The organism is Candidatus Manganitrophus morganii (assembly GCA_021651055.1).
Classification (GTDB): Bacteria; Nitrospirota; Nitrospiria; order SBBL01; family Manganitrophaceae; genus Manganitrophus; species Manganitrophus morganii.
The window spans coordinates 1,573,809-1,599,436 of the sequence record JAJHOH010000001.1; the positions used below are offsets into that span (position 1 = coordinate 1,573,809).

General features: G+C 57.4%; 27 protein-coding genes, 2 tRNA genes and 1 riboswitch. Of the genes, 12 read left to right on the plus strand and 17 right to left on the minus strand.

The genetic code is table 11. The features are described from left to right. Window positions 1-49 precede the first annotated feature (49 nt). The 10 genes from ybgF to MCM46_07045 form a co-directional block, all read right to left on the minus strand. Window positions 50-898 carry a tol-pal system protein YbgF gene (ybgF, locus tag MCM46_07000; GenBank protein MCG3111559.1) on the minus strand — a complete coding sequence of 283 codons (849 nt, stop codon included), beginning with the start codon at window positions 896-898 and terminating at the stop codon, window positions 50-52. A 19-nt stretch (window positions 899-917) separates the two neighbouring features. After that, window positions 918-1,493, minus strand: a complete 576-nt coding sequence (pal, locus tag MCM46_07005) for a peptidoglycan-associated lipoprotein Pal (protein MCG3111560.1) — start codon at window positions 1,491-1,493, stop codon at window positions 918-920. Between the two features lie 169 nt (window positions 1,494-1,662). Beyond that, window positions 1,663-2,511, minus strand: coding sequence for a hypothetical protein (locus tag MCM46_07010; GenBank protein ID MCG3111561.1), 849 nt, complete (start codon window positions 2,509-2,511; stop codon window positions 1,663-1,665). A gap of 44 nt (window positions 2,512-2,555) precedes the next feature. Continuing rightward, entirely contained in the window at window positions 2,556-3,158 is a 603-nt protein-coding gene (gene pal / locus MCM46_07015; protein MCG3111562.1) for a peptidoglycan-associated lipoprotein Pal, read from the minus strand. Between the two features lie 103 nt (window positions 3,159-3,261). Beyond that, the gene (tolB, locus tag MCM46_07020) at window positions 3,262-4,560 is read right to left on the minus strand and encodes a Tol-Pal system beta propeller repeat protein TolB (GenBank protein MCG3111563.1); all 1,299 of its coding nucleotides are present in this window, start codon (window positions 4,558-4,560) and stop codon (window positions 3,262-3,264) included. Between the two features lie 2 nt (window positions 4,561-4,562). Continuing rightward, complete coding sequence (locus tag MCM46_07025; protein MCG3111564.1) at window positions 4,563-5,504, minus strand: TonB family protein; 942 nt, start codon at window positions 5,502-5,504, stop codon at window positions 4,563-4,565. A gap of 276 nt (window positions 5,505-5,780) precedes the next feature. Next, the gene (locus tag MCM46_07030; protein ID MCG3111565.1) at window positions 5,781-6,206 is read right to left on the minus strand and encodes a biopolymer transporter ExbD; all 426 of its coding nucleotides are present in this window, start codon (window positions 6,204-6,206) and stop codon (window positions 5,781-5,783) included. Between the two features lie 134 nt (window positions 6,207-6,340). Then, on the minus strand, window positions 6,341-7,069 hold the full coding sequence (gene tolQ, locus MCM46_07035) for a protein TolQ (GenBank protein ID MCG3111566.1): 729 nt from the start codon (window positions 7,067-7,069) through the stop codon (window positions 6,341-6,343). Between the two features lie 101 nt (window positions 7,070-7,170). Further along, window positions 7,171-7,247, minus strand: a tRNA-Asp gene (locus tag MCM46_07040). A gap of 88 nt (window positions 7,248-7,335) precedes the next feature. Next, window positions 7,336-7,411, minus strand: a tRNA-Val gene (locus MCM46_07045). Between the two features lie 113 nt (window positions 7,412-7,524). Between MCM46_07045 and MCM46_07050 the strand changes: the two genes are divergently transcribed. Both MCM46_07050 and MCM46_07055 read left to right on the plus strand, forming a co-directional pair. Next, window positions 7,525-8,640 (plus strand): hypothetical protein, encoded by a 1,116-nt coding sequence (locus MCM46_07050; protein ID MCG3111567.1) that lies wholly within the window; start codon window positions 7,525-7,527, stop codon window positions 8,638-8,640. A 112-nt stretch (window positions 8,641-8,752) separates the two neighbouring features. Then, window positions 8,753-8,902, plus strand: a complete 150-nt coding sequence (locus MCM46_07055) for a hypothetical protein (GenBank protein ID MCG3111568.1) — start codon at window positions 8,753-8,755, stop codon at window positions 8,900-8,902. Window positions 8,903-8,917: 15 nt separating this feature from the next. Here the strand turns inward: MCM46_07055 and MCM46_07060 are convergent, their stop codons facing one another. After that, entirely contained in the window at window positions 8,918-9,439 is a 522-nt protein-coding gene (locus MCM46_07060) for a hypothetical protein (GenBank protein MCG3111569.1), read from the minus strand. A gap of 177 nt (window positions 9,440-9,616) precedes the next feature. On the opposite strand from MCM46_07060, the gene MCM46_07065 reads away from it, so the two are divergent. The 5 genes from MCM46_07065 to MCM46_07085 all read left to right on the plus strand — a co-directional run bounded on the left by MCM46_07065 (window position 9,617) and on the right by MCM46_07085 (window position 14,179). After that, window positions 9,617-10,282 (plus strand): response regulator transcription factor, encoded by a 666-nt coding sequence (locus tag MCM46_07065; GenBank protein ID MCG3111570.1) that lies wholly within the window; start codon window positions 9,617-9,619, stop codon window positions 10,280-10,282. Further along, complete coding sequence (locus MCM46_07070) at window positions 10,266-11,705, plus strand: heavy metal sensor histidine kinase (protein MCG3111571.1); 1,440 nt, start codon at window positions 10,266-10,268, stop codon at window positions 11,703-11,705. Before MCM46_07065 ends, MCM46_07070 begins: the two co-directional genes overlap by 17 nt. 106 nt (window positions 11,706-11,811) lie before the next feature. Continuing rightward, complete coding sequence (locus tag MCM46_07075; protein ID MCG3111572.1) at window positions 11,812-13,287, plus strand: DegQ family serine endoprotease; 1,476 nt, start codon at window positions 11,812-11,814, stop codon at window positions 13,285-13,287. Window positions 13,288-13,468: 181 nt separating this feature from the next. Then, window positions 13,469-13,714, plus strand: a complete 246-nt coding sequence (locus MCM46_07080; GenBank protein ID MCG3111573.1) for a hypothetical protein — start codon at window positions 13,469-13,471, stop codon at window positions 13,712-13,714. A 57-nt stretch (window positions 13,715-13,771) separates the two neighbouring features. Further along, a complete protein-coding gene (locus tag MCM46_07085) occupies window positions 13,772-14,179 on the plus strand; it encodes a CBS domain-containing protein (GenBank protein ID MCG3111574.1) in 408 nt (135 codons plus the stop codon). A 114-nt stretch (window positions 14,180-14,293) separates the two neighbouring features. Here MCM46_07085 and MCM46_07090 read toward each other — a convergent pair whose 3' ends face one another. The 3 genes from MCM46_07090 to MCM46_07100 are packed head-to-tail and all read right to left on the minus strand — an operon-like array spanning window position 14,294 to window position 15,926. Further along, entirely contained in the window at window positions 14,294-14,854 is a 561-nt protein-coding gene (locus MCM46_07090; GenBank protein ID MCG3111575.1) for a hypothetical protein, read from the minus strand. A gap of 55 nt (window positions 14,855-14,909) precedes the next feature. Beyond that, window positions 14,910-15,428, minus strand: a complete 519-nt coding sequence (locus MCM46_07095) for a hypothetical protein (protein ID MCG3111576.1) — start codon at window positions 15,426-15,428, stop codon at window positions 14,910-14,912. A gap of 12 nt (window positions 15,429-15,440) precedes the next feature. Further along, window positions 15,441-15,926 (minus strand): TlpA family protein disulfide reductase, encoded by a 486-nt coding sequence (locus tag MCM46_07100; GenBank protein ID MCG3111577.1) that lies wholly within the window; start codon window positions 15,924-15,926, stop codon window positions 15,441-15,443. 202 nt (window positions 15,927-16,128) lie between these two features. Between MCM46_07100 and MCM46_07105 the strand changes: the two genes are divergently transcribed. After that, window positions 16,129-18,306, plus strand: coding sequence for a trehalose-6-phosphate synthase (locus MCM46_07105; protein ID MCG3111578.1), 2,178 nt, complete (start codon window positions 16,129-16,131; stop codon window positions 18,304-18,306). A gap of 48 nt (window positions 18,307-18,354) precedes the next feature. Here the strand turns inward: MCM46_07105 and MCM46_07110 are convergent, their stop codons facing one another. The 3 genes from MCM46_07110 to crcB form a co-directional block, all read right to left on the minus strand. After that, window positions 18,355-19,464, minus strand: coding sequence for a hypothetical protein (locus MCM46_07110; protein MCG3111579.1), 1,110 nt, complete (start codon window positions 19,462-19,464; stop codon window positions 18,355-18,357). Between the two features lie 11 nt (window positions 19,465-19,475). Continuing rightward, window positions 19,476-20,264: a hypothetical protein gene (locus tag MCM46_07115; GenBank protein MCG3111580.1), complete on the minus strand. Its 789-nt coding sequence runs from the start codon at window positions 20,262-20,264 to the stop codon at window positions 19,476-19,478. A gap of 226 nt (window positions 20,265-20,490) precedes the next feature. Beyond that, on the minus strand, window positions 20,491-20,865 hold the full coding sequence (gene crcB / locus MCM46_07120) for a fluoride efflux transporter CrcB (protein MCG3111581.1): 375 nt from the start codon (window positions 20,863-20,865) through the stop codon (window positions 20,491-20,493). A 66-nt stretch (window positions 20,866-20,931) separates the two neighbouring features. Further along, window positions 20,932-20,998, minus strand: a riboswitch (Fluoride riboswitch). A gap of 431 nt (window positions 20,999-21,429) precedes the next feature. Here crcB and MCM46_07125 point away from each other — a divergent pair. The 4 genes from MCM46_07125 (at window position 21,430) to MCM46_07140 (ending at window position 25,623) form a co-directional block, all read left to right on the plus strand. Continuing rightward, entirely contained in the window at window positions 21,430-21,894 is a 465-nt protein-coding gene (locus MCM46_07125; GenBank protein MCG3111582.1) for a fibronectin type III domain-containing protein, read from the plus strand. Window positions 21,895-22,007: 113 nt separating this feature from the next. Then, a complete protein-coding gene (locus tag MCM46_07130) occupies window positions 22,008-23,075 on the plus strand; it encodes a hypothetical protein (protein MCG3111583.1) in 1,068 nt (355 codons plus the stop codon). Beyond that, complete coding sequence (locus tag MCM46_07135; protein ID MCG3111584.1) at window positions 23,072-24,430, plus strand: hypothetical protein; 1,359 nt, start codon at window positions 23,072-23,074, stop codon at window positions 24,428-24,430. Before MCM46_07130 ends, MCM46_07135 begins: the two co-directional genes overlap by 4 nt. Then, a complete protein-coding gene (locus MCM46_07140) occupies window positions 24,427-25,623 on the plus strand; it encodes an aspartate aminotransferase family protein (protein MCG3111585.1) in 1,197 nt (398 codons plus the stop codon). The genes MCM46_07135 and MCM46_07140 overlap by 4 nt, the downstream gene beginning before the upstream one ends. The last annotated feature ends 5 nt before the right edge of the window (window positions 25,624-25,628 follow it).

Consider the following 25,628-nt stretch of genomic DNA (forward strand, 5'->3'; position numbering starts at 1 on the left):
TATCATGGCAGGGGCGCACACGCAGGTGTGCCCCTACAGTCCGTGGGTATTATCGAAGGCCGGCGAGCTTGTCCTTGGCGAGGTTCGATTCGTTGGAATTGGGAAAATTCTCGATGACCTTTTTCAGGAAGAGCCTCCCTTTGATCCGGTCGCCCATTTCCAGGTAAGCAAACCCTTCCTTCAAGAGAGCGTTCGGGGCTTTTTCACTCTTCGGATATTGCTGAAGAACCTGCTCGAACTGCTCGATCGCCTTGTTGTACGATCGCTTATTATAGTAGCTCTCGCCGGTCCAATAAATCGCCTGCGGAATCAGCCCAGAGTCGGGATATTGCTGGACGAAAGTCTGGAACCCGCTGATAGCGAGGTCGTAATTCCCCCTGAGATAGTCGTTATAGGCGAGATTATATGCCTCGGTCGGCGTCAGAGAGGCCCCTCTCGATTTCGGATCGATCGTCCTTCCCGGCAGAATCGTTTTTCCCTCGTTGGGATCGGGGGCCTTGACCGGGGCCCCCTTCTCCAACGCCTGAACCCGCGCCTCCAAGGCATCGAGCCGGCTCAACAATTCTTCCGTTCGGAACGATTGGTCCTCCATCCGCTTCGCCAGGGAGGAGAGGAGATGATTTCCCTCGTCTACCCGGCCGGTCAGCATCTGCAGGTCGGTCCCCAAACCGTCCATCCGGACGACCATATCCGCCGGGAGCTTCGAACCGGAGGCGGGGGCGCCGGGGGTCAGCGCCCCCTTTTCAAGCCGCTCGAGGCGGCCTTGAAGCTCTCGATTATGCCTCCGCATCGTATCGACGTCACTTTCCATCTCGACCATGCTCGACTGAAGCGCGCACCCCGTCAGAGAGATGAATAAAACCATCCCCCCCCAAAAACCGTTTCGAAGAGAATCCAAGCGTCTCCTCCGTGACATGTTATGGCGTCAACACAAAATGGGCCCGGCGATTCTCTTTGTAGCAGTTCTCGCTCGGCTCTTTGCAGAATGGCCGCTCTTCGCCGAAGCTGATCGTGTTGATCCGGTTCTTATCGACGCCGAGCGCAGTCAAGAAGCGCTTCACCGCTTGGGCCCGCCGCTCACCGAGCGCCAGGTTGTACTCTTCGGTCCCCCGCTCATCGGCGTGTCCCTCGATCCGAATCTTCACCCTTTCGGTCATCAAACGCTGGGCGTTCTTCTGAAGATTCATCTTCGACTCTTCCTTCAAGATCGCCTGGTCGAATTCAAAAAAGATATCGAGCAGCTCGCCGGCCTCTTCATTCGCGGACGGGGCCGTCGGATCACCCGCGCCATCCTGCATCGCCATGGAATCGCTCTGAACCCGCTCTTCCCGAATTCCTTCTTCCGTCACCCCTCCCGAAGGAAGACTTCCAGAGGCGCTCTCCTCGCTCAACGCCGCCGTGCCCGACACGGGGGTGACTTTTTTCCCGCATCCCGTTTGCACCAACAGCAGACCGACTCCGACCAACACCCAAAAACCTGATCTCATTTTCATTAAAGACCCTCCCTATGACAAACTGATGACCGATTGTATCGCCACCCGATTTTTTTTGTCTCTTGTTACCCCGACGGGCTCGAGCGAACGCGCATCTTTTTCGATCGCCCCGCCGTCCAGCGGCCGTCCCGAGGAACAGGATCAGCCGAAAACGACCGATTAAAACGATTTACTCATGCCAAGCGGTGTTGACCGTTTCACCGGCTTCTGCCGGGCTCGCCCCGCTCGGGGTCTCCTCCTGAACCGAGGATTGCTTTCCCTTCGGGGCCAGCTTCGATTCCAGCGCCTGGAGCCGTTTGGTCGTTTTGTTCAACAGTTTTTCCTGTTCATCGACCTTCGCCGTGATTTTCTCGCCGAGAAGGTTGAGCGCGCCCGAAAGATCTGCCAGGCTTTTCCCCAGCTGCTCGACCTCTCCATTCTGGCTCACCCGCTGCATTTGCCTCCCCAACTCGTCGAGCTGCGCCGCCTGGGCGGTGAGGGAGGAGGGGATCTCCTGCGTCAGCTGTCCGATCTGTCCGGTCATCTCCTTGAGCCGTCCCTCCTGCTCTTCGGAATGTTTCTGAAGAACGGCATTGACCTTCTTCAGCTCTTCGATCTGCGCCTGGAGGTTTTTTTGAAAACCCTCCCACTTTTTTTCCTGCTCGTTTAGGCGGAAGGCGGCGTTGTCGACCTGCTGGAGGAGGTCGGCGCGCCGGCGCTCCTCCCGCTCCAGCCGTCCCTGAACCATTCGAAGCTGGACGTCGCTCTCATCGAAACGGACGTCCATGTCGGCCCTTCGTTTCTGAATGTCGGCGACGGCCTTTCGGCTCTCTTCCCGGGTCTGCTTTAACTCGGACTGAAGCTTCGTCACCTGCGCTTGCATCTCCTTCATTTGACCGTCGAGTTGGAAAACCATCGCTTCCGTCTCTCTCTTGTTGCGAAGCTCGCGATTCTCCTCGGCGACATCGACCATTCGGAGAGAATATCCGCATCCCTGAAGCAAGATCATCCCCGCCAGCAAAAATACGGAATAACGCATCACATTCCTCCTCCCGTTCACGACGGCTCCATAGATCAATCGATCTATCGCGGGGCAATCAAAAAATGGGCCCGGCGGTTCTTCTCATAGCAGCTCTCCGACGGGTCGCTGCAGAAGGGCTTTTCCTCACCGTAGCTGATGGAAGAGAGCCGGGAGGGGCTGACCCCCAGATTGACCAGAAAATTCATCACCGACTTGGCCCGCCGCTCACCGAGCGCCAGGTTGTACTCTTCGGTCCCCCGTTCATCGGCATGCCCTTCGATCTGAATCTTCGCCTCCGGATGGGCTGCAAGCCATTCGGCATCGGCCTCCAAAAGCTTCCGCGATTCCGGCCGGATCAGCCACTGATCAAATTCGAAGAAGACATCCTGAAGCGAAGTGCCCCGCTCTCCGCCTTCGGCCCCGCCGGACGGCACTCCATCGGGCATCGGCGCCTCTTTTGCCATCGGGTCAAGCCGCTCTTCCGTCGGAGGGGGAGGAAGGGACCGGCCGTCCGATCCAGGCTCCCCCTGATTTTCCGTTCCTGACCGCTCTCTCGAGAGCCCGGCCGACCCTTCGGTCGAGGGGACTTTTTTAGGACACCCCATTAACACGACCGATGAGAATAAGATAACCAGCGCTGCAAAGGTTGAGAGACTTCTTCTCATTTATTTTCCTCCGTGAACGATTTCGAATGCGGCGTTCGGTGCAGAGCATGCGGGGTCGAAATATTCTACATTCCGCATTCCTCGTTCCGAACGTTTCTTTACCTTACTTGGGCGACCAAGCCGGGGCGGTGTTGCTGGCCCCGTTCGAGGTCAGGCGGATCAATCCGGTTCCATCTGCATGGATCGTGTAGATCTGATTTTTCCCGGTCCGATTCGATGTAAAGGTCAAATCCCTCCCATTGAGGGCCCAGGAGGGAGATTCATCATCCCATGCTCCGCTTTCGGTCAGCCGCATGGATTGTTGACCATCGACGCTGTCGATACAAATCTTCAGCCATCTCTCTTCGTTCCGACAGGCGTAAGCGATCCAATCCCCTTTCGGAGACCATGACGCAGAAGTATTGTAGTTCCCGTTGAACGTCAACCGGCGGGCGTTCGATCCGTCGGCATCCATCACATAAATTTGAGGGGTTCCCCCCCGATCGGAGGTAAAAGCGATCTGCCTTCCGGTTGGAGACCAGGAGGGAGAGAGGTCATCCGCCGTATTGAAGGTGATCCGCTTTAATTCGGTGCCGTCCGGCCGCATCGTATAAATTTCCGCATTGCCGTCCTTCGTCGTCGCGAAGGCGACCCGGTCCCCCTTCGGCGACCAGGCGGCCGAGATATTGAGCCCCGGGAAGGAAACCATCCGCTGACGGCGCCCGGTTCCAAGATCCAGAAAATAAATATCGGGATTCCCCTCACGGTAAGAAGTATAGGCGATCTGCCCGGCATCAGACGACCAGCGGGGAGAGATGACGATATTTCGATCGGCGGTGACCCGCATTTCATTGGCGCCGTCGTAATCCATCAAATAGACCTCTTTCTTGCCGGTGATATCCGAAACATAGGCGATTTTTGTCTGAGCGATCCCCGGCTCCCCCGTGAAATGAGAGACAAGTTTATCCGCGAAGCGATGCGCCATCATCCGGACCGATTTCCGATCGCCGATCATCCGCACCGCGACCACCTGCTCCCCCTTGGCGGTCTCATAGGCGTAACTCTCCAGGGCCCAATCGTCCCCTTTGGGGATCAATTTGGCCCAGGCCAAGACCTGAACACCTGCTTTCCCGGCATCCGCGATGAGGGCCGCCTCCGGCGCGCTGGTCTTTCCGGTGGCGGAGGCCACCTTGCTTCGCTCGACAATGGTAAAGAATTGCGATCGCTCCAGATCAGCGCGCAGGACCGTTTCGGCGAGCAAGACCTGCTCGGCGCTCGAACCCTCCCCCTGAAAGGGAACGATCATTAAAGGAATTTTCTCGTAGCCTGAGCGGGTCGTCCCGATGAAGACATCGGCCGCATCGCTTCCCCCCGCCGCCGCAAAAAACCCTAAAAGAAGTAAAACGAAAATCCTGACCCGCACGCTCACGATCCCTTCTGAAGGGTGAAACTGAAATGGACCTTCAACGGATCCTCCGAAAGCCCCTCTGGAAGCGGAGGGAGCGGATTCGCGTTATAGACTGCCCTCAAAGCGGCCTGGTCGAACTGACTGTTGCCGGAGCTCTTTTCGATTTCAACCGATTCGATCGAGCCTCTCCGGGTGACGTTGAACTGGACAACCGCCCCGACAATCTGTTCATCGAGGAGGACCGGCGGGGGGGACCATTGCCCGCTGATTTTATTCTCGAGACTCTTGAGGTAATAAGGATATTTAAATAAGGATGTATTAAGCGAAGCGCTTCCGGTCGCAACGAGCGACGGATTGCTCGCCTCCTGGCTCGGCGCGGCACTCGGGGCCGAGGTGGATGGCACGACGGGTTGCGGCGGCGCGGCGGTTTCTCCTTGGGATGCCGTCGGGTTTGTTTCCACGGGAGCGGGGGTGGCCATGGGTCGTTTCACCGTTTGTGTCGGCGCCGGAGGGGCCGGATCGTTTTTCGGTTTTTGAACCGTTGGTATTTTAATTGATCCTGCTTTTTTTTTCCACCAGTCTTGCAATCGCTCCGGATCTTCTTTGACCGGGGGAACCCCTTTTGAAGAAAGGGGCTTTGACGCTTCCGCCGGCGGAGCAACGGGCGGAGAAGGAGGCCGGGAAACAGGGGCTGCCGGCGCCGGCGCGCGCGGCGCGGGAGCGATCGAGGGCATCGGCGGCGCGGACGACGGGGGAACCAACGTCACCTGATAGCTCTGGAATGCCGAGGGAGAGAATCCCAAAAAAGACCGCCCATACAATGCAAAGGAAAAAAATGCGACATGAAGGACCAAAGAGAGGACCATCATTTTGGAAAGACCCTCCGCACGGCGGAGGATCGCCCCACTCCCGGAGACCCAATCCGAATTCCAACGGACGGCTGACATCGATCCACCCATTCAATCCCCTAAAAACAGCCGATGCGGCCGCAGCGTCGGTCACTGGGAACTCCGAACCATCTCTGGACGGAACGCCTGTGGGACAATGACGCTGCTTCAACTGATCGTGAACGGCGAACCGGGGAATGCGCCGCCGATTCCGCTCGTTCACCCCCTTAATAAGGAGGTGATCTTCGTTTCTGGCGGAGAAGGCCTTTGTCCTTGCGCGCCGGGCGCTATTATCATACTGGCGCGTTGGCGCAACGGATAAAGCGCGCGCTGGGGCCTCACATGAGTCTAACGGGAAGGAGAATCTTGCTGAAGCGGTTCCGTCACAATGCCGAGCTTGTCGATTCCGGCGCGTTTGATCAAATCCATCACTTGGACAACTGTACCATAGGGAACCTCCCGATCGGCACGAAGATAGATCGACACCTCCGGAGAGCTCCCTTTCAGCGCCTGGAGCCTTCCCTCCAAACGGGCCAATCCGACTTCTTCCTTATCTAAATAAATGGCTTGGTTCTTTTCGATGGTCAGTACTTTTCGCTCTTCCGGCTTGATGGTATTCGTCGCCGCCTGCGGCAGCTTGATGTCCATCCCCCGGTAAAGGAGCGGGGCGGCCACCATAAAGATGATGAGCAAAACGAGAACGACATCGACCAGGGGAATAATATTGATCTCGGCCAACAATTTTCGCTGGCGGCCTGTCGACGACGACATCATTTGTATTCTCTCTTGCGCATTCTTTATAGATCGAAGGGGCAACCCGGCTCAGCCGTTTGCCCTATTCGCTTCCCGTTGAAGAACTCTCTCCTTCACGGTTTCGCACGGTTGGCGATTCGGAGGCAAGAAAAAAACTATCTCACCTTCCGGCTGCTCTGCAGGCTAAACAGCTTCTCCTCCACCAGAGAGGTGAGCTCCGCCGCGAAGACTTCCAACTGAACTTCCATTTTTTGGATTTTGTTTATAAAGATATTATATGCCATCACCGCCGGAATCGCCACAAAAAGGCCGGCCGCCGTGGCGACGAGTGCCTCGGAAATACCCGGGGCGACCGACGCAATGTTGGCGTTCCCCTGCCGGCCGATCTCCTGAAAGGCATTAATGATCCCCCAGACGGTTCCGAACAGTCCGACGAAGGGGGCGGTGTTCCCGACGGTCGCGAGAAAATGAAGGTAGCGTTCTTGATGGGCCATTTCGTCTTGCACACCGCTCCTTAGGGTGCGCTGAAGGCTGGTCAAGAGCATCGGGCGGTTTCCATCGATGGCGGGGGGAGCATTTTCCCCGTCCTTCTCAAGGTAGGGGCGCATTTTATCGATCGCCGCCTGATAGACCATCACCATCGGACCCTCATTCCGTTGGAGGGCCTTCTGTTGGATCTCAAGCAGGTCGTCGATTTTCGAGAAGAGGACTAAAAATCGCCGGTTCTCGGCCTCGGCCTTTCGAAGGGTCATCCACTTGTACAGGATAATCGCCCAGGTTACGATCGAAGCGAGAAGGAGGAGAAGAAGGACAATCTTTGCGACAATACCTGCGGAAAGAACCAGATCAAAAATAGAAACTTGTGAACCTGCGCTCAGAGGCAAAACAGTGGGTTCTCCCTTCGATAAGCGCGCCCACCTTCGGGATGGGCGGAAAGAATTTCAATCATGATAGGGATGGCCTGCCGCTTTCGATAACAGCGAGGTGGCGGGGCCGACGAGGATCGAACTCGCGACTTCCGGCGTGACAGGCCGGCGTTCTAACCAGCTGAACTACGGCCCCCCAGGACCTTTCCAAATTTTGATATGCAACGTCTGAACCGGGTGCCTCACTGCGCCTCCGGTCCCGATCCCCGCCGCCGCTCCCGAAGTGGTAGGCGGAACAGGGATTGAACCTGTGACCTTCGGCTTGTAAGGCCGACGCTCTACCAACTGAGCTATCCGCCCGACGTTCGCCCGGAAAAACAAGCGCAACGTGCTTGTTATTCGAGCAATGTTTTTGTAGAATACTACCAACTTTTTTGTTTGTCAACAAAAACGGAGCCGATGACGCATTGAAAATGCGACTTTCTTTCATTTTCCTTACCCTTCTTCTCATGGCCTGTTCCCAGCCCGCCCCCGTCGCCCCCCCTGCTTCGACAGCCCCGCCGGCCCTCCCTCCCCGCTTCGTCAATTTTGAGACCGGCGCGAATGTGAAGAGCCTCGCATTCGAGGGGGATGATCTCTGGCTCGGTCTGGCAAGCGGTCTGATCCGATACGACACCCGCACCCCCGATCGCCACGAGATCTTCACCGTCCGATCGACGCAGGGTCTCCTCGCCAAAGGAATCTATAAGGTCTCGGTCGATCCGCAAGGGAGAAAGTGGGTCGGCACCTACGGCGGCGGTCTCTCCCGGTTTGACGGGAGGGAGTGGGTCACCTACACACCGTACGGCGGCGGTCGAATTACTTATGATGCGGCCTGGACTATTTATCCCGCCGGGAACGGGTTGGGCGACCTGTGGGTTTACGACATCTATTTCGATCCGGACGGCACCGCCTGGATCGCCACCTGGGACGGGGTCAGCCGCTTCGACGGAAAAACCTTTAAAACGTATCACGAAGAAGATGGTCTCCTCGACAAGTGGGTCTATGCCATCGCGAAGGACCACGATGGAAATTTCTGGTTCGGAACCGAAGGGGGAATCAACCGCTTCGACGGAAAGAACTGGACCGGTTTCACCCATCGCGACGGGCTGGGGGCGGAGATCGGTCCTCCCGCCATCGCACGACCGAAGGATGAAGCGTACGAGGAAGGCCATCACGGCCGAGGAAACAAAGAGAACCAAACCGCGAATCCCAATTTTGTCCTCGACATCGCCGTTGATCGGGAAAACCATATCTGGGTCGGCACGTGGGGGGCGGGGCTTTCCCGATTCGATGGAAGGCGATGGACGACCTACACCGCCGGCAGCGGGACGATCGGCGGAAATTTCGTTCACGCGCTGGAGATCGACTCCAAAGGAATTCTCTGGGCGGGGACCGACCGCGGCGTCTCCCGATTCGACGGTCAGTCATGGCGGACTTACACCACCGCCGACGGCCTCCAAGACAACAATGTCTTCTCGATTGCCTTCGACGCGCAGGGGAACAAATGGTTCGGCACCTGGACCGGCCTCAGCAAAATGACAGAGTAGAGGCATTGCGGATTTCGGATTGGGGACTGCGGATTAAAAGAAAAAATCTTTTCGCTCTTCAATCCGAAATCCCCGATCGGCAATCGCCCTCTTATTCCTCTCTTTTTTCTTAATGGCCGGCTGCCAGAAGGGGGTCGGCACGATCTACGCGATTGCGATCCATCCGACCCGGCCCGAGGTCATTTACCTTTCCTCCGAAAAAGGGCTCTATAAAACCGTCGACGGCGGCAAGGGATGGACACGGTTAGAATCGCTTCGGTAATCGATTTTTTCTCTATCAATCCCCAAGAAAAACAGAGAAACCGGCGGTGATCAACGTTGCTTCTTGATCCGCCAATCCCGGCTCGCCTGAACGGGTGATCCGGCTTCCGGTAATCCGAAGCGCTGCAGAATCGCCGATGAAGATCTTAATCCCGACCCCGACCGACACCTCATCATCGAATACATCGCCCAAATCCCCGCCCAAGAAAAGGAACGAACCGGTGATAAACGGCGTCGCCGAAAGATCCGGTAGAAAATTGATCTCCGCGCGAGGTCCGAAACCATAACCGTCGAAAAAGGACCCATCATCCCCTTCAATACGGGCGTATGAATAAACCGGCCCGATCTCGAAGTAACCGCCGGCCAAGATAAACAAAACAGACCCATTCACGGAGATGAACGTTCCGATATCCTCTTCATCCTGAAAGGTCAAATCGAGGGTCGCTTCGCCGCCGCGTTTTTCGAATCCCCCCGCAAAAGCGGGGGAGACCATCCCCATCCAGACGAACAAGAACACGCTCAACAATAATCGACACACCGCTTTCTCCTTTCATCGCGCCCAGGCGATCGACTCCGACAAACGGCCTCAATATAATGAACTCTTCGGCGGAATACAATCTCAAAATCTTGCGCAGTCATCTTCCGGAACCGGCCGACCGGGCGGCTCCTCGGCCCGCCGTTTCAACGCAAAATAAGATGTGTTATACTCGCCCCTATGCGTTTTTTAGTCGTGGAGGATGAGGAGAAGGTCGCCCGATTCGTCCGGCGGGCGCTTGAGGAGGAAAGTTATGCCGTCGATGTGGTCGGGGACGGGGAAGCGGCCATCGATCAGATCGAGGTGGTTCCATACGATATGATCATCCTCGATCTGACCCTCCCGAAAAAAGGGGGGCTGGAGGTTCTGCAGTGGCTGCGGCAAAAGGGGCTCAAGGTTCCGGTTCTCATCCTCACCGCCCGGACGGCGATCGGCGACCGGGTGAAAGGACTCGACCTCGGCGCCGATGATTACCTCGTCAAGCCGTTTGCGATTGAGGAGTTCCTCGCCCGCGTCCGCGCGCTGCTGCGACGGGGAGGGGTGACGGCGCCGCTGCTCCAGGCCGACGATCTCACCCTCGATCCGGTGACGCACGAGGTCCGCCGCGCGGGACAGAAGATCGAACTGACCACCAAGGAGTACGCCCTTCTCGAATATTTCATGCGCAATCCGAACCGGGTCCTGACGCGATCGATGATCTCGGAGCATGTCTGGGACATCCATTTCGATACCTTCACCAACGTGATCGATGTTTACGTCAATTACCTTCGGAACAAGGTGGACCGCGGCTTCAAGCGCCCCTTGATCCAGACCGTCCGGGGGGTCGGCTATGTCCTCAAAGCCTAATCTCAATCGATGGGGCTGGCCCGCATCGATCCGGGGGCGGCTCGCCCTCTGGTACGGCACCATCCTGGGGGTGGCTTTCCTCTTCGTCGGACTGCTCCTCTTCGTTTATCTGTCGAGAAACCTTCATTCCGATTTCGACTTCTCGCTTCGCTCCACCGCGGAAGCCCTGGCGCGTGCTTCCCTCGACCGCAGCCCCCCCCTTCCGGAGCTCGACATCGAGGCCCTACTACAACAGCTCGACAACCCCGATCCCACCAGCAATTTCTTTCAGCTCTTCGATCCCCGCGGCCGCTTCGGCGCCCGATCACGCAATCTCTCCAAACGGACTTATCCCCTAACGGAAGTAGCCCTCAACAACGCCCTTCAGGGCAAATTTACCTATGAGACCTTTATCGATCCAGATCGGGGGAAGATTCGATGGGTCACCTACCCGGTGATCCAAAACGGGCGGCTGGTCAACATTCTCCAGGTCGGCGGCTCGCTCCGAAATTTGGAAAAAGTGCTGCAACGGCTTCGACTGATCCTTCTTTTTCTCTTCCCCGCCACCCTCCTCTTGGCGGTGGCCGGTGGATGGCTCCTCACCCTTCGGGCGCTCCAGCCGGTCGATGCCATGGCGCAAGTCGCGCGTCGAATCACAGCGGGCGACCTCTCCCGCCGAATCCCGGTCCATGCCGGCCAAGACGAGCTCTCTCGGCTGGCCGAAACATTCAACGCCATGATCGCGCAATTGGAAGAGTCGATTCAGCGCCTCCGCCAGTTCTCCGCCGACGCATCGCATGAGCTTCGAACCCCTTTGACGATCCTCAAGGGGGAGACCGAGCTGGCGCTGCGGCAGGCGCGGACGATGGAGGAGTATCAGGAAACCCTCGCCAGCTCGCTGGAGGAGATCGACCGGATTTCGCGGATCGTCGAGGAGCTCTTCCTTCTCTCAAAGGCCGATCTCGGCGAAGCCCGGCTGGAGAGAAAGCCGGTCACCCTCGCCCCCCTCTTTAAAGAAACCCTCACGCAAATGGAGCTTCTCGCAAAGGAAAAAGCGATCTCGCTCCGTTTTGACTGCCGGGAAGAAACGACGATTACAGGCGATTCCGATCGGCTGCGGGAGCTCCTCCTCAACCTCGTCGAAAACGCCATTCGTTATACCCCGCCAGAAGGGAGAATCATCGTCACCCTCTCTCGGGAAGGAAGCCACGCGCGAGTCACCGTCTCCGACACCGGGATCGGCATTCCGAAAGAAGATCTTTCCAAGATCTTCGACCGCTTCTATCGCTCCGATTCCGCCCGTGAGATCCATCCGAAAGGGAGCGGTCTCGGGCTCTCGATCTGCCGATGGATCGTCCACGCACACAGCGGCACCATCCAGGTCGACAGCACCCCCGGTCTGGGAACCCTTTTTACCCTCCGTTTTCCCCTGCGCAACGATTAGAGTTTTTTAATCTTCAATTAATCCTCTCTTAACCTGAATGATTTACAGTCATCATTACCATAATGATATTTCGATCATTCATTTTTATCGGGAGGTTTCTTTTATTATGAAAGGCAGGAAGTTTTTCGTTTCAACTTCGCTCCTCCTCTTCGGTCTGATCCTCGGGAGTCTTCTTACGTCTCATCTCGATTTCTTCTCCCTCGGCCAGGCGGTCGAGATCCATCGGGAGGGTGCGCCGTTGCAGGTCGCCGTTCCGCCTGACGATCTCTTTATCGACATTGCAAAGCGGGTCACGCCGGCGGTGGTCAATATTTCAACGACGCGGGTCGTCAAAGGCCGGGAAGACGACGACCCCTTCAACGATCCCTTTTTCAGACGATTCTTCGGCGACCGCCCGTTTGATCGGCAGGGCCCGCCGCGGCAGCGGCGATCGCAGGGGCTCGGCTCCGGCGTGATCGTCGATCCAAGCGGCATCATTATCACCAACAACCATGTGGTCGAAAATGCCGACGAGGTGGAGGTTCTCCTGGGAGACAAGCGGGAATTCAAAGGAAAAGTGATCGGTAGCGATCCGAAGAGCGATCTCGCCATTGTGAAGATCGACGCCGAGGATCTTCCGACCGTCCCTTGGGGCGATTCCAAGCAGCTGCAGGTGGGAGAGTATGTTTTGGCGATCGGCAATCCATTCGGGCTGAACCAGACAGTGACGATGGGGATCGTCTCGGCGGTCGGCCGCGCCAACGTCGGCATCGCCGATTATGAAGACTTCATCCAGACCGACGCCGCCATCAACCCCGGCAACTCGGGCGGGGCCCTCGTCAACCGGCGGGGCGAACTGGTCGGAATCAACACCGCGATCTTCAGCCGCACCGGCGGCTACATGGGGATCGGCTTTGCGGTGCCGAGCGAAATGGCGAAATCGATCAAGGAGAGCCTGGTGCGGACCGGCAAGGTGACCCGCGGCTGGCTGGGGGTCTCGATTCAGGAGGTCACCCCGCAGTTGGCCAAAGAGTTCGGCCTCAAAGAATCCAAGGGAGCCCTCGTCAGCGACGTCCTCCCCGACAGTCCCGCCGAAGCGGCCGGGATCCAGCGGGGCGACATTCTCCTCGCGATCGATGGGAAAGAAGTTGAGAGTACCGCACAACTCCGAAAGTGGGTCGCCGGCACCGCCGTCGGAAAGAAGATCCGGCTTACCCTCTTCAGAGATAAAAAGGAGAAGGAAATCGAGCTCTCCCCCGGCGAGCAGCCGCAAGAGGTCGCCCAGGCTGGAGGAGAAGGGGCGGAAGCGGAAACAAGCGCTCTGAAAGGAGCCCAGGTCCGGAATCTCACCCCGGAGGCCGCAAGGGAGATGAATCTTCCCAAGGGGCTCGAGGGGGTCGTCATCAGTCGGGTCGAGGCCGGAAGTCTCGCGGAGGAGGCCGGGCTGAGAGCGGGCGACGTGATCCTGGAGGTCAATCGAACTGCGGTCCGGAACACCCGCGAATACGAGAAGGCCCTCTCCGGACTGAAAAAAGAACAAAGCGCGCTCCTCCTCGTCCACCGCGGGGGCAACACCCTCTTCCTGACCCTGGACGCCGCTTAGCATTACAGGTTCCCGCCGACCGGCGAGGCGGCATGCGACGCACCCCCGTCGCTTTTCCTCCCCGTCCGCCTCGCCGGTCAACCTCTTTCCCGCCGCTTCAGGGAGGAGGGGAATGGAAGGCCCGGTTCCGGTTTTTGCCGGGAAAATCGTTCCGGACAGGAACAGCCGATAAGGAGGAGAAATGAAAGAGCCGATATGGATCCGTGAGAGAAGGCCCCCCGAACCCCCTTCCCTCTCTCTGCACCCGGTCCTCACGATTCGGAAGAGTGGGATAAAACAGATCAGGGATGTTGGCACGCTCATCGGTCGGCTGCCCCATCTTCTGGCACACGCCGGTGGGGAACGCAATCCCGCTTCGATCGAAATCATCTTGATGCGTTACCGCTTATTGATCCTTCTCTTTTCCGTCTCGATCCTCAAATCTTGAGCGTTTCGAGCAGATAAAGAGCGTCATCAAACGGAAAAAACAAAAGGAGGGAGAATCATGAAGGTCAAATCCCAAGAGGTCGGTCAGATTCGTCTTGCGAAACCGCGCTTCGTCAAAGAGTACGAATCGGCCTTTGATATCGCCGCCGAGCTCCTCGACAGCGGCCACGCCGCGATCCCTGTCGTTACCCGGGAGGGGCGCGTCATCGGAATGGTGAACGACCAGGACCTCCTCCGCCTGCTTCCCGGTCCGCGCCGGCTGGAGGAGATTAAGGCGAAAGAAATCATGAGCCGGGTTCCGGCCGTGATTGATGAGGAGACATCCCTTGCCGAAGCGAGCAAGATCATGGAAAACCTCCAGCTCCAACGCCTGCCGGTCGTCCGGGAGGGGATCTTGATCGGGACGATTACTCGGCACGATCTCCTTCGCACGCGGCTCGGCTGGGGCACGGGGGAGTGGGAGTAGCCCGGTACTTTTCCGCGACGCGGCGGGAGGCCGGTCACTGCGGCCGTCCCTCCCGCCCGCTCCCTCCGATCTGTTTCCAACCTCTTTTTTCCCAAGCACGATTCCCGCCCCTCGTCAGGCCGCTTTCTCCTTGAAGCGTCCCTGATCAAGCGTCTCCAAAAGGGTGACCAGATCTTGCGCGTGCTCCTCTTCTTTCGCCAGGACCTCCTCCATCACCCGCCGGCTCGTCGGATCTTTCTCGCCGAAGTAGCGGACCATCTCGGTGTAACTTTCAATGGCGATCCGCTCGGCGACCAGGTCTTCTTTAATCATGTCGATCAAGGAATCGGCCTCGATATATTCCGAGTGGCTCTTGGTTGCAAGCCCTTGAGGAGAAAAGTCAGGCTTGCCGTTTAATTGCGTGATCCGCTCCGCGATCTGATCGGCATGCATCTGCTCTTCATTGGCATGTTCCAGAAACTCTTGGGCCACCGATTGAGCATGGATGCCGCTCGCCATGTAGTAATGATTTTTATACCGGAGCGTGCAGACGATTTCGGTTGCCAACGCCTCATTCAAAATACGGATCGCCGTCTGCACGTCCCCTTGGTAGACCGGCGTGATCGCCCCGTTCTCAATGTGCTGTCGGGCGCGCTCGCGAAGGGTTTTGATGTCGGTCAGAAATGGCTTGTCCATGAACATCCTCCTTTTAAACTGATTTATTTAAAACGAAATGGTTGTCCCTCACCGTTTACGCCCCGGGAGGACGATGAAAGTCACCCGGAAGAACCTCGTCGTCTTCTGGAAAAGGAAGCGCCTCGGGGAAGGGCGCTTTCGGCTGGATTTCATAGGCCGGGCTGTTCTTCCGGAGGTACTCCTTGGCGATCTCCGGAAGACTCAGGCCGAATTGGCCGGCGGTCGCTTCGGTTTCCTCTACCGTGCGGGCGCGCTGAACCGCATCCCAGACCAACGCCAAGACCCCCGCCCGTCTTCCCTGGGGAGAGCAGATCAACGCCGGTCGCGATTTTTGAGGGAAGAGAAGCTGCTCCAGCAGCAAAAAACTCTCTCGCGACCAGGCGTGAGGATTCACCGGAATCTCGACGTAACGGAGCCCCGCCTGCTTCGCCTTATGCCGCTCCCCTTCCTGGATTTCTTCCGGCAAAGCGGCTTCGGCCAACATCCGATATCCTTGCCGCGGCAGGATGCTCAATTCTTCCGCGGTCAGCCGGCCGCTAAAAGCCACCTCTTCATTTATTTTCCTGATTTCCATTTCAATTCCCTTCTACGCCGCAGGACGACCTCCGGCCGCTTGATGTTCTGCTTCGTTGAGGATCCGTTCGATCATCCGTTCGACCGGCTTCTCCGCCTGATAACCGGTGTGGCGATACCGGAGGAGCCGATCGCGGTCGTAAATGAAATAGGTCGGAACCGCATCGACCTGGTAGGCCGATGCGGCCTCCCCCTCTTGATCGAGCGCGATCGGATGTCGAAGCGCTAGCGCCCGAACCATCCGTTCGACCATCACGTCATCCTGATCGTCCCGCGTCAAAGGGGTATGGACGCCGATGACCCGGAGTCCCCTCGGGCCGAATTGCTCGATCCAACGCCGGACGCTCGGTATCTGCTCTTTGCAGAGCGGACAGCTCAGCCCCCAGAAATGAATCAAGGTGGCCGGCCCTTCGGAACGGGCCACATCGACCGGCCCGCTATTGAGCCAGCCGCGAACCGGCGCAATCGGCCGAATCGGCGTACGTAATCTAAGTCCCACCGCTCTTACTCCCAATGTATCTAGTCTAACGACTTTGGACAGATCGAGGCAAGGGGAAGAAACCCGGTCACTCGGAATGCAATTGGTCCCTTCTCCTTCTTTCATCCCCCGTTTTGTGCCGAATCCTTTCTTGCTTTTTGAAGTTGAGACCATTAATATGGATGGAAGGCGCCGCTCTGTTTGAGCCGCCGGGAGGATCGCAATGTCTAAACCGCTGGAAGCGTTTCCCTGGGAGTTGGCCTTTCTTTTCGGTTTGGCCGGCATCGTCATGATTGCGGCACATTTTCTCCGGAAGTTTCTCCTGCGGCAACTTACCGCTTCGGAAGATCTGGGGGATCTGGCCCGCCGGATGGGGCGGCTCTCCTACTATTGGCCCGCGGTTCTCGGCGTTTATGTCTTGCTGACCCACCTCCCAGATCAGCCTCGGGCGTTGAAACATGCCGACAAACTTCTCGACCTCTATCTCTTTGCGACCGGCACCCTCATGGCGATCGAATTCTCGATTTGGGTGATCCGGCGCTTCTTAAGGGAAAAGGGGATCGCCGCGCCGATCAGCAAATCGGTCTTCAGCGGGGTCTACGCCCTCTTTGTTCTCCTCGGCGTGTTGCTCCTTTTCCTGAAAATCGATTTCCCGGTCTCCCCCATTCTCACCGTGATCGGGATCGGCGGCCTCGCCACCGTTCTCGCATTTCAGGACACCCTCTCCGACACGGCCGCCGGATACCACCTTCTTGCGGAAAGACGCCTTCGGGTCGGAGATCGGATCCGTCTCCACTCGGGCGAGGAAGGAACCGTCCTGGAGGTCTCCTGGCGGACGACGCGGATTCAATCCCCCTCCGGACAGACCTATCTCATCCCCAACCGCCGGATCGCGCATGGCGTGATCACCACCTCCTCTCGCGATGAGATCTGGGACAGCGCCAAAGTGCGGCAGGGGATCGAGGCGAACTTCTCCCATCGAATGCTGGTCTTGGTTTCAAACCGCGAGCCCTATGTCCATCGTTGGATGGACGAAGAGATCCGCTGCGACCGTCCCGCCGGCGGTTTGACGTCGGCCCTCGATCCGGTGATGCAGGCGGCGCGCGGCCTCTGGGTCGCCTGGGGAAGCGGCGACGCCGATCGCGATGCGGCCGATGCGGAAGGAAAGGTCGTCGTTCCCCCCCACCAGCCCGCCTACACGCTGAAGCGGATTTGGCTGACCGAGGAAGAGATCGACCACTACTACCACGGCTTCTCAAATCGTTTCTTCTGGCCCCTCTTCCACAAGGCGATGGACAAGGTTCAATTTATGGAGGAGGACTGGCGATATTATAAAGAGGTCAACCGGCGTTTCGCGGAAGCGGTCCTCGCCGAAACCAAAGGACGCGACCCGATCGTCTGGATTCAAGACTATCATCTGGCGCACGCCCCGCTGATTTTAAGAGAGCAGCGGCCGAACGCGACCCTCTCCCTTTTCTGGCACATCCCCTGGCCTTCGTACGACGTTTATCGGGTCGCCCCTTGCCGGAAGGAGCTGCTCGAATCGCTCCTCTGCTGCGACCTGCTCGGCTTTCAAACCCCATTCTACCGCGACCAATTCCTCGAATGCGTCCGTCAAATCCTGAACCTTCCGGTCGACTCCGGACGGGGGTCGATCTCCTATCGCGGACGGACCGTCTGGGTGAAGGCCTTCCCGATCAGCATCGATGCGGAGGGATGGATCCGTCTCGCCACCATCCCGCAAGCCGAAGAGGAGATGAAAGCGCTCCGGAAACGGCTCGCCCTGGGAGCGGAGGGATCGATCGGAATCGGCGTCGATCGGCTTGAATATACCAAGGCCCTCGTCGAGCGCTTTAACGCGATCGACCTCTTCTTTACCCGCTATCCGCAGTTTAAGAAAAAATTCACCTTTATCCAGATCGCGTCGCCGAGCCGAACGGAGATGACCGATTATCGGACGTATGGGGAGACCCTTCTGAAAACCTCCCAGGAAATCAACGAGCGCCACGGCGTCGACGGATGGAAACCGCTTGATTACCGGCCGATCTACATTCCCCCTGAAACCTTGGCGATCTACTATCGCGCCGCCGATCTGGCGATCATCAGTTCTTTCGCAGACGGAATGAACTTGGTGGCAAAGGAATTCATCGCCTCCCAAACCGACGAGCGCGGGGTGCTTCTCGTCAGCGAGCTGGCCGGCGTCTCGGATGAGATGAAGGGGGCTTTCTTGATTAATCCATACGATGTGGAGGGTCTCGCGGAAGCGATCAAGACCTCGCTCGGGATGCCCCCCTCCATCAAAAAGGTCCTGATGGAGGAGATGCGGGAGCAGATCCGGGTCAACAACGTCTATCGATGGATGGGAAATATCTTCGAGGAAATCCGCCGGATCTCCGGATAAAGGACACGGCGGTCTCTTCTTATCTTATCTCTGATAAACGCTTCTTCCTCAACTCCCCGAATGCCCGGAATGGTCGGCCTCTTTTTTGAGTTGGTCGACCTTCTCTTTCCGCTTTTCCGGCGGCATCTCCAGGAAATCCAGTTGTTCCTCGGTCGTCATCATCATCATCGCCATCGCCTCCTCCGGATCCATCTGAAGCAACGTCTGTTGCTGCTCGATCGGGATCGGCGGCAGGGAGTGGAGCGGCATCGTCTCCAGATCTTTCCTCGGCGCCTGCATCAAATCGAGTTGACGATAGACGGCGTCCCGTTTGTTTCGGACGGCCGGACTCGTCAAAATGTCCATGTAGATGTCGTGGAAGCTGTGAAGATTGTCGAAGGTGGCGGCGATCTCCGGGAAACGCTTTGCGAAGGTGGGCGAGATCTCGTGCGCCATCGGCATATGCTTCGGAAGGCGCGAGGGATCGGAGAACATTTTTTTGAATTCACCGACGGCGGTGTCGATCTTTCGTCGGCGGGCCTCCGGGTCGGGCTCCAGCAGCGCTTCGTTCGCTGCGAGCTGCAGCCAGTGATAGGCCCAGATCGCCCCGTTGAACCGGGGATATCTCTCCTTCCAGTAGCCGGAGAATGACTGTCCTTCCATCAACTGCATCGATTTGATCTTGAGCGGAAAGGTCCGCTCCCCCTCGGTGAGATAGTAGCCGAGCGCTTCGCGGATCGATTGATCCTTATCCGCCACCCGATTATCGGAGAGAATATCATACACCTGACGATGAAGGTAATGGGTCCAATCAAACGCCTTGTTCACCCGCCAGGCGAGCTTCACCGCTTCCGGCGCCACGGTCTCCTCGGACGGGGAAAAACGGGGACGGGGCTCTTTTCCGAGAAACATCCGGGCGACCCGATTGAAGAGATCTTTCTCGATCAACTCGATCGCCCTGGCTTCGTCTTTCGTGGTGATTAGGATCTCTGCAAGCACGCCATGGCCGATGTCGATGACATTGAGCATGGCATTCAATTCGGGATAGACCCGCTGCGTTGCAAAATTGTAGCGTCCCGGCAGGTAAAAGATCGACTCCCTTTTTTCAATCCGCGCCTCGACTGGAAGAACCGCACAAAATAAAAGTAAAGTGACGGTGAAGACCTTGAACATTTTCATCCTTCCTCCCATCAGAGTCCTTTCGGGAAAATCGACCGCGGAGAAAAAACATACGAAAAACCGACGGTCACGCCGAAATCGAGATCTTCCGACCGGATTGCATGAAAGAAGCCGGCATCAAAGACCCAGGTCGGTGTCATCTGGATCCGGGTCCCGAGGTCATAGATGATCTCCCGCCGGCCCCCATCAATCGGAGCCGCCGCGTAGAGATCGAACAGCAGCACGAAGAACTCGATGGGAGCAGTCCGCTCATAGGCGATGCCATACAAATACCGGTTGACGAGATCCCCCCCCCTCCCCGAGATCTCCGTTGGGCCGATCGTATAGGAACCGTTAAGGTGAACCCGGTTGAATCCGAACGTTTTGCTGACAATCACTTTGAGGGCGCCGTGCGGATGGTCGGCTCCCAAATCGCCGGCGCCGAGGGTCAGCTCCGGGCGAAATGCGATCGCGGGAAGATCAAAATCCTCCTGATTGAGATTATAGAGAAAGTGAAACTCGGTCCCAGCCAACACGTCGGTTCGTTGCCCGTCATCCAGAACGGCGCGCTCTCCGCTCACCCCGACCTGCCAGTTTTTTGAGAACCCCCACTTTAGCTCCGGCTCAAAGGAAAGTTCATACCCTTCCTGATGCCGGCCATAACGGGAACCGAATGAAAATTCAAACGCCCGGAACTCGATCGGCTGGGCATCTTCAATCGTGATCGGCCGCCCCGGATCGAGATTACGATAGTCGGCTTGTCCGAAAGCCGGCGCGGATAGGCTCGCCAGAAAAATAAAGGTCGATAAGAAATAGAACATTAGATCCCCTCCATCAGAATTGAATTTTCTTTTGTTGGAGGAAGATCAAATCCGATAGACGGAATAGAGTTGATCGTAACGGGTGAGTAATCGGGGTAAGAAAGCGGATTCAAAAAAGTAACGAGAACCATTCAAAAGAGTGGATTAAGAGAGATGAATGCAGCGCGATGTGTACTCAAATTTGCTTTCCTTTTTTTTCAACTCTAGCCCAGGGGGAACCGCCTTGTCAACCGACTCTTCCTAAGAGAATGCCGAGTCGAACCGCAATCAAACCGACGATCACGCTGAGCAACACATTGAACAACGCCAGTCCAAAGCTCCCCTCTTCCATCAACTGATGGGTTTCATACCCGAATGTCGAAAAAGTCGTATAGGCCCCCACAAAGCCGACGCCGATCAACAGGCGCCAGTGGGGGTGGACCATCCACCGCTCGGTTATCGTGGCGGCAAAAAGGCCGAGGATAAAACTGCCGCTCACATTAATCGCCAAGGTCCCATAAGGAAAGAGCCCCCCCATCCTCCCGCCGATCCAGCGATCGACCAGATAACGCGCAATCGCCCCGAAAAATCCTCCTATCCCGACCATTAAATAGGGAATCAATGCGTCTCCTTATTTATCACGAAGCGATCCTCATCGGATATAAAAAAACTCCTACCCAAGTTGCACACTCAAGTAGGAGTCATCAGCCCGTTCGGTCAGGGCGGTTCCGGCGAACTCCATCGCCGTTTTTTGAAATGATCCAGATTATATTCTGACCGCCTGGTCCTGTCAACCGCCCAAGAGGGCAACAAGAGCCCCCCTCTTTCTTAGATCGTTCTTTCCTCGACCGCATCAATAAGCCGGTCCTTCCGACGGAGTAAGGCCTTCCTTAAATGATTTTCCGGCACATTGACAAATTTGTAACCCTTCTCGGAATGTTTCTACATAGTGTTCGATTATTTGTCCTTTATTTTTAGAGATCATTTTCACTATACTATTGAAATAGCGGCATAAAATATTTGATCCCACATTGGCATTTGAATTGCTTCATGAAGGACCTGTTGTAGACAGTCATAGGCGCGTCCAAAAGAAGGTCGATTCAAAATGGAATTCGTCCCCTTTTTCTTTAAAAAAAACAAACCGAATTTCTGGAATAAACATCGCCGATCATTTAAAACTAAGCTGATGAAATTTTTAGTCGTGCTCATCATCTTGCTCGGTCCGGTTCCGCTTCTCTTTGCGGAGGAGGCCCTCCTCATCTGGGACCCGAGCCCGGATGCCGATGTCATCGGCTACGAGCTCTATTATGGAACGGGCCCCGGTCAATACGCCGACTCAATCGACGTCGGGAACGCGACCAGTTATACCCTGTCGGTGACCACACCGGGCACCCACTACTTCGCCGTCACCGCCTACAAACTCGGCCATCATGAAAGCGGTTTCTCCAACGAGGTCTCCAAAGAGATGAGCGGTGCCGCATCCGCCTCACCCAGCGGAGACGGCGGCGGCGGCGGATGCACCCTTCGCCTTCCATTGCACGGAGAAAGAAGCCCCCTGGATGCCGCCGAGATGCTGGCGCTGATCGCGGTGATCTTTCTTCTGGCGGTCAAGAGGATCTTTCATCTCCCTTCCTCTCGGATTCAACCCTAGCAAAGAAAAAGCCTTTTCTCTCGGTCCTGCCGGTAGGAGCCCTTCCCTTCGATCGGATTAATTTCTTCTTCGACCTTGACAGTCACTCAACCCATGGTGTATCTCTCAATGCTATGAGAGATAAAATCGTAGAACTGATTCGCGCCAGAAAAGAGGCGGTGCCGGAGAAGGACTTTAATGAGATCGCATTGCTTCTCTTCCGTTATCAATTCGACCGCAATCCCCGTTACCGTCAGTTCTGCCTTTCCATGGATAAAGACCCCGATGCTGTCCGAGTTTGGGAAGGGATCCCCCCCCTCCCGGTCATGGCCTTTAAGCTTACGGAGATCTCGTGCCGTCCCATGGAAAAAGCGGCCCGGGTGTTTCGATCGAGCGGAACGACCGGAAGGGAAAAAAGCCGGCATGCTCTTTTCGACCTCGACCTCGCCAGGGAAGCGATCCTCACCCACTTCGGACCGCACCTGGTTCCGGAGGGGAAGCGGATTCGGATGGCGATCCTGACCCCCTCTCCCGAAGAGGCCCCCGACGCTTCTTTGTCCCACATGATGGGAGTCGTTCGCGACGCCTTTGGAGCCGAGGGAAGCCGCTACTATATTGAAAAAAGCCGGCTCGATGCGGAGCGGCTGGCGGCCGATCTCTCCAACCTGCGGGAACCGATCGCCCTCTTGGGAACCTCGTTTTCATTCGTTCATTTTCTTGATTTCCTGCAGACGCGAACCGCGCCGCTCTCCCTTCCGGGGGGAAGCCGGTTGATGGACACCGGCGGCTTTAAAGGAAAATCGCGAGAGGTTCCACGCGAGGAGCTCTATCGGCTTTATGAGAAGTATCTCGGTCTTCCTGCGGAGAATTGCGTCAACGAATACGGCATGGCCGAGATGACCTCGCAGTTCTACGACGGCGTCGCCGGCCGGAAAGACCCGCGCGTCTATATTTCTCCGCCACAGGTGCGCAGCAGGCTACTTGATCCGGAGACGCTGCAGCCGGTCCGAAAGGGAGGGGTGGGACTGCTCGCCCATTATGATCTGGCGAACATCGATTCGGTGATGGCGATTCTCACCGAAGATCTCGGGCGAGAGGCGGCGGGGGGATTCGTCCTCCTCGGCCGGGTCACCGGGGCAACGCCCAAAGGGTGTTCGATCACCCTCGATGAGCTGCTTCAAGTGGAGGCAAGGAAGAAATGAAAGGATATTATCTTCCCGAATGCTCCGTCGCCGAAGAACAGAACGAAGCGCACGGCATCCCGCTGGCGATGCCGCTCGTTTCGGAATCGAATATCGTCGAGATCTCAGACCGCCTGATCGAAGTCCAAAAAAGGCTGGCGGCGGAATCGATCTTCAAAATCGTCGACTGGATCGATGCCGCCGCCCGTTGCTGGGCCGATCCGTCCGATTCGATCCGCCAAGAAGCCGAATCAACCCTTCCGATCATCACCGGCGATTCTCCCGAGATGGTTCGATTCGCCCTGGATGATCTCTTCAAACACCTGACCCGTCCGGTCCTCCTCCAACTGTTGGAGGCGGAGGTCGGCGACCCGACCCTGCTCGATCAGTTTCGTCCGAAAACGAAGGGGGTCGGATTTACCCGGGCGTTCGGCCCGCGCCTCACCGCTCACATCCTTCCGGGGAATCTGGCCGGCACCGCGGTCTTCAGCTTGGTTTGCGGTCTGCTGGCAAAATCGGCCAACCTTGCGAAGGTAAGCCGGGACGCGTTTCTTTTGCCGGTTCTTTTCGCCCGGTCGCTGGAAAAAATACGTCCCGATCTGGCGCAGTGTCTGGCGGTGTTGACCTGGGAAAACAGCGCGCTGGATCTCACCCGGGCGGTCTTTCAAAAGGCAGACTTGGCGATCATCTACGGGGGCGACGAGACGATCGAGACCCTCCGAAAAGAAATTCCTCCATCGACACGAACGATTTTTCACGGCCATCGGTTGAGCCTGGGGGTGATCGCGCGGGAATCGATCGACAAAGACCGCGCAGAGCAGGCGGCGACCGATATCGCCCTGTTCGATCAACGCGGCTGCCTCTCGCCGCATCTCTATTACGTGGAGGAAGGCGGCGCCGTCTCGCCGGTCGAATTCGCCCAATGGCTCGCCCAATCACTCTATGTCGCCTCCTATCAACTGCCCAAAGGAGCGACCTCGTCCGAAGAAGCCGCGCAAATCCAGCAGCTCCGGGGGGCCATTCCGCTTAAGGGAGGGAAAGTTTTTCCGAGCCCCTCCGGCGTTGATTGGACCGTGCTCTACGATCCTGATCCTCACTTTTCCGTCTCACCCCTGGCGCGGACCATTTGGATTAAGCCGGTAAGGGATCTCTCGGAAATCGCGGGCCACCTCGAATTGATCCGGCCCTATCTTCAGGCGGTCGGCCTTGCCATCCCGCAGGAGCGTCAGACGGAGGTGCTCCTCTCACTGGCGAGAATGGGGGTCAATCGCATCTGCGCGATCGGAAAAATGCAGAAGCCGCCGCTCACCTGGCACCACGACGGCCGCTTCCGGCTGCTCGATCTCCTCCGTTTTGTCGACTGGGAGAATACGTGACCCCCCTCCGCCGCCGCTTTCGACGATACGTCTGTCAAACCTCCCCCCACCCGATCGGCCTGGAGATCGACCGCGCCTCCGGCTCTTATCTTTATACGACCGACGGCAAGGCCTATCTCGACTTCATTTCCGGGATCGGCGTCGCCAACATCGGCCATACGAACCGGGCGGTGGTCAAGGCGATCAAGACACAGGCCGAAAAATACCTCCACGTCATGGTGTACGGAGAATACATCCAATCACCGCAGATCGAGATGGCGACCCGATTGGCGCAACTTCTGCCGAGAAATCTCTCCCAAGTCTACTTCACCAACAGCGGGACCGAAGCAAACGAAGGGGCGTTGAAGCTTGCGAAAAAATGGACCGGCCGAAAGCGGCTGATCAGCTTTGAGGGAAGTTTCCATGGGGATAGCCACGGCGCCTGCTCCGTGACCGGTCGGGAGATTTACCGAAAGCCGTTTGAACCGCTCCTTCCCGGCGTCGCCTTCCTCCCCTTTAATGATCTCGACGCGCTCAAGCAGATCGATGATTCGGTCGCCGCCGTCATCACCGAACCGATTCAAGGAGAAGGGGGGATGCGGATTCCCGACGATCGCTTCCTTCCCGCGCTCCGGGCCCGCTGCACCGAGGTCGGCGCGCTGCTGATCTTCGACGAGGTCCAGACCGGCTTCGGCCGGACCGGGAGACTCTTCGCGATGGAGCACTGGGGGGTGGTTCCCGATATTCTCACCCTAGCGAAATCGATGGGGGGAGGCATGCCGCTCGGCGCTTTTATCTCCAGCCCCGCGATCATGAAGACCCTCTCGGTCGACCCGCCCCTCTCACACGTGACCACCTTCGGCGGCCACCCGGTCTGCTGCGCCGCGGGGCTGGCGAGCTTGAATTTTATCATCGAAAACGATCTCCCCGGACGGGCCGACAGGATGGGAGAGAAACTTCGGGCCGCCCTGCGGAAGCTCGGTCAAGAGATCGAAACCATCCGCGCCATCCGCGGCAAGGGTCTGATGATCGGCCTGGAACTTTCCAATCAGAAGGAAACCGCCCGGTTCGTCCAACGTTGCCTGAAGGCCGGATTGATCCTCGGCTGGACCCTCCACACGAATACCGTCGTCCGAATCGCCCCTCCGCTGACCCTCTCGGAGAAGGAGCTGCGGGAAGGACTTCGGATTATCGAAAAGGCCCTCAAAAGATAATCGGG

Excerpts from the sequence above, each read along its gene's own strand:
- pal (MCG3111560.1), bottom strand. The coding sequence starts at position 1,493 with ATGAAAATGAGATCAGGTTTTTGGGTGTTGGTCGGAGTCGGTCTGCTG.
- MCM46_07010 (MCG3111561.1), bottom strand. The coding sequence starts at position 2,511 with ATGCGTTATTCCGTATTTTTGCTGGCGGGGATGATCTTGCTTCAGGGA.
- pal (MCG3111562.1), bottom strand. The coding sequence starts at position 3,158 with ATGAGAAGAAGTCTCTCAACCTTTGCAGCGCTGGTTATCTTATTCTCA.
- MCM46_07025 (MCG3111564.1), bottom strand. The coding sequence starts at position 5,504 with ATGGGTGGATCGATGTCAGCCGTCCGTTGGAATTCGGATTGGGTCTCC.
- MCM46_07030 (MCG3111565.1), bottom strand. The coding sequence starts at position 6,206 with ATGATGTCGTCGTCGACAGGCCGCCAGCGAAAATTGTTGGCCGAGATC.
- MCM46_07050 (MCG3111567.1), top strand. The coding sequence starts at position 7,525 with ATGCGACTTTCTTTCATTTTCCTTACCCTTCTTCTCATGGCCTGTTCC.
- MCM46_07055 (MCG3111568.1), top strand. The coding sequence starts at position 8,753 with ATGGCCGGCTGCCAGAAGGGGGTCGGCACGATCTACGCGATTGCGATC.
- MCM46_07065 (MCG3111570.1), top strand. The coding sequence starts at position 9,617 with ATGCGTTTTTTAGTCGTGGAGGATGAGGAGAAGGTCGCCCGATTCGTC.
- MCM46_07070 (MCG3111571.1), top strand. The coding sequence starts at position 10,266 with ATGTCCTCAAAGCCTAATCTCAATCGATGGGGCTGGCCCGCATCGATC.
- MCM46_07075 (MCG3111572.1), top strand. The coding sequence starts at position 11,812 with ATGAAAGGCAGGAAGTTTTTCGTTTCAACTTCGCTCCTCCTCTTCGGT.
- MCM46_07080 (MCG3111573.1), top strand. The coding sequence starts at position 13,469 with ATGAAAGAGCCGATATGGATCCGTGAGAGAAGGCCCCCCGAACCCCCT.
- MCM46_07085 (MCG3111574.1), top strand. The coding sequence starts at position 13,772 with ATGAAGGTCAAATCCCAAGAGGTCGGTCAGATTCGTCTTGCGAAACCG.
- MCM46_07090 (MCG3111575.1), bottom strand. The coding sequence starts at position 14,854 with ATGGACAAGCCATTTCTGACCGACATCAAAACCCTTCGCGAGCGCGCC.
- MCM46_07095 (MCG3111576.1), bottom strand. The coding sequence starts at position 15,428 with ATGGAAATCAGGAAAATAAATGAAGAGGTGGCTTTTAGCGGCCGGCTG.
- MCM46_07105 (MCG3111578.1), top strand. The coding sequence starts at position 16,129 with ATGTCTAAACCGCTGGAAGCGTTTCCCTGGGAGTTGGCCTTTCTTTTC.
- MCM46_07110 (MCG3111579.1), bottom strand. The coding sequence starts at position 19,464 with ATGAAAATGTTCAAGGTCTTCACCGTCACTTTACTTTTATTTTGTGCG.
- MCM46_07115 (MCG3111580.1), bottom strand. The coding sequence starts at position 20,264 with ATGTTCTATTTCTTATCGACCTTTATTTTTCTGGCGAGCCTATCCGCG.
- MCM46_07125 (MCG3111582.1), top strand. The coding sequence starts at position 21,430 with ATGAAATTTTTAGTCGTGCTCATCATCTTGCTCGGTCCGGTTCCGCTT.
- MCM46_07130 (MCG3111583.1), top strand. The coding sequence starts at position 22,008 with ATGAGAGATAAAATCGTAGAACTGATTCGCGCCAGAAAAGAGGCGGTG.
- MCM46_07135 (MCG3111584.1), top strand. The coding sequence starts at position 23,072 with ATGAAAGGATATTATCTTCCCGAATGCTCCGTCGCCGAAGAACAGAAC.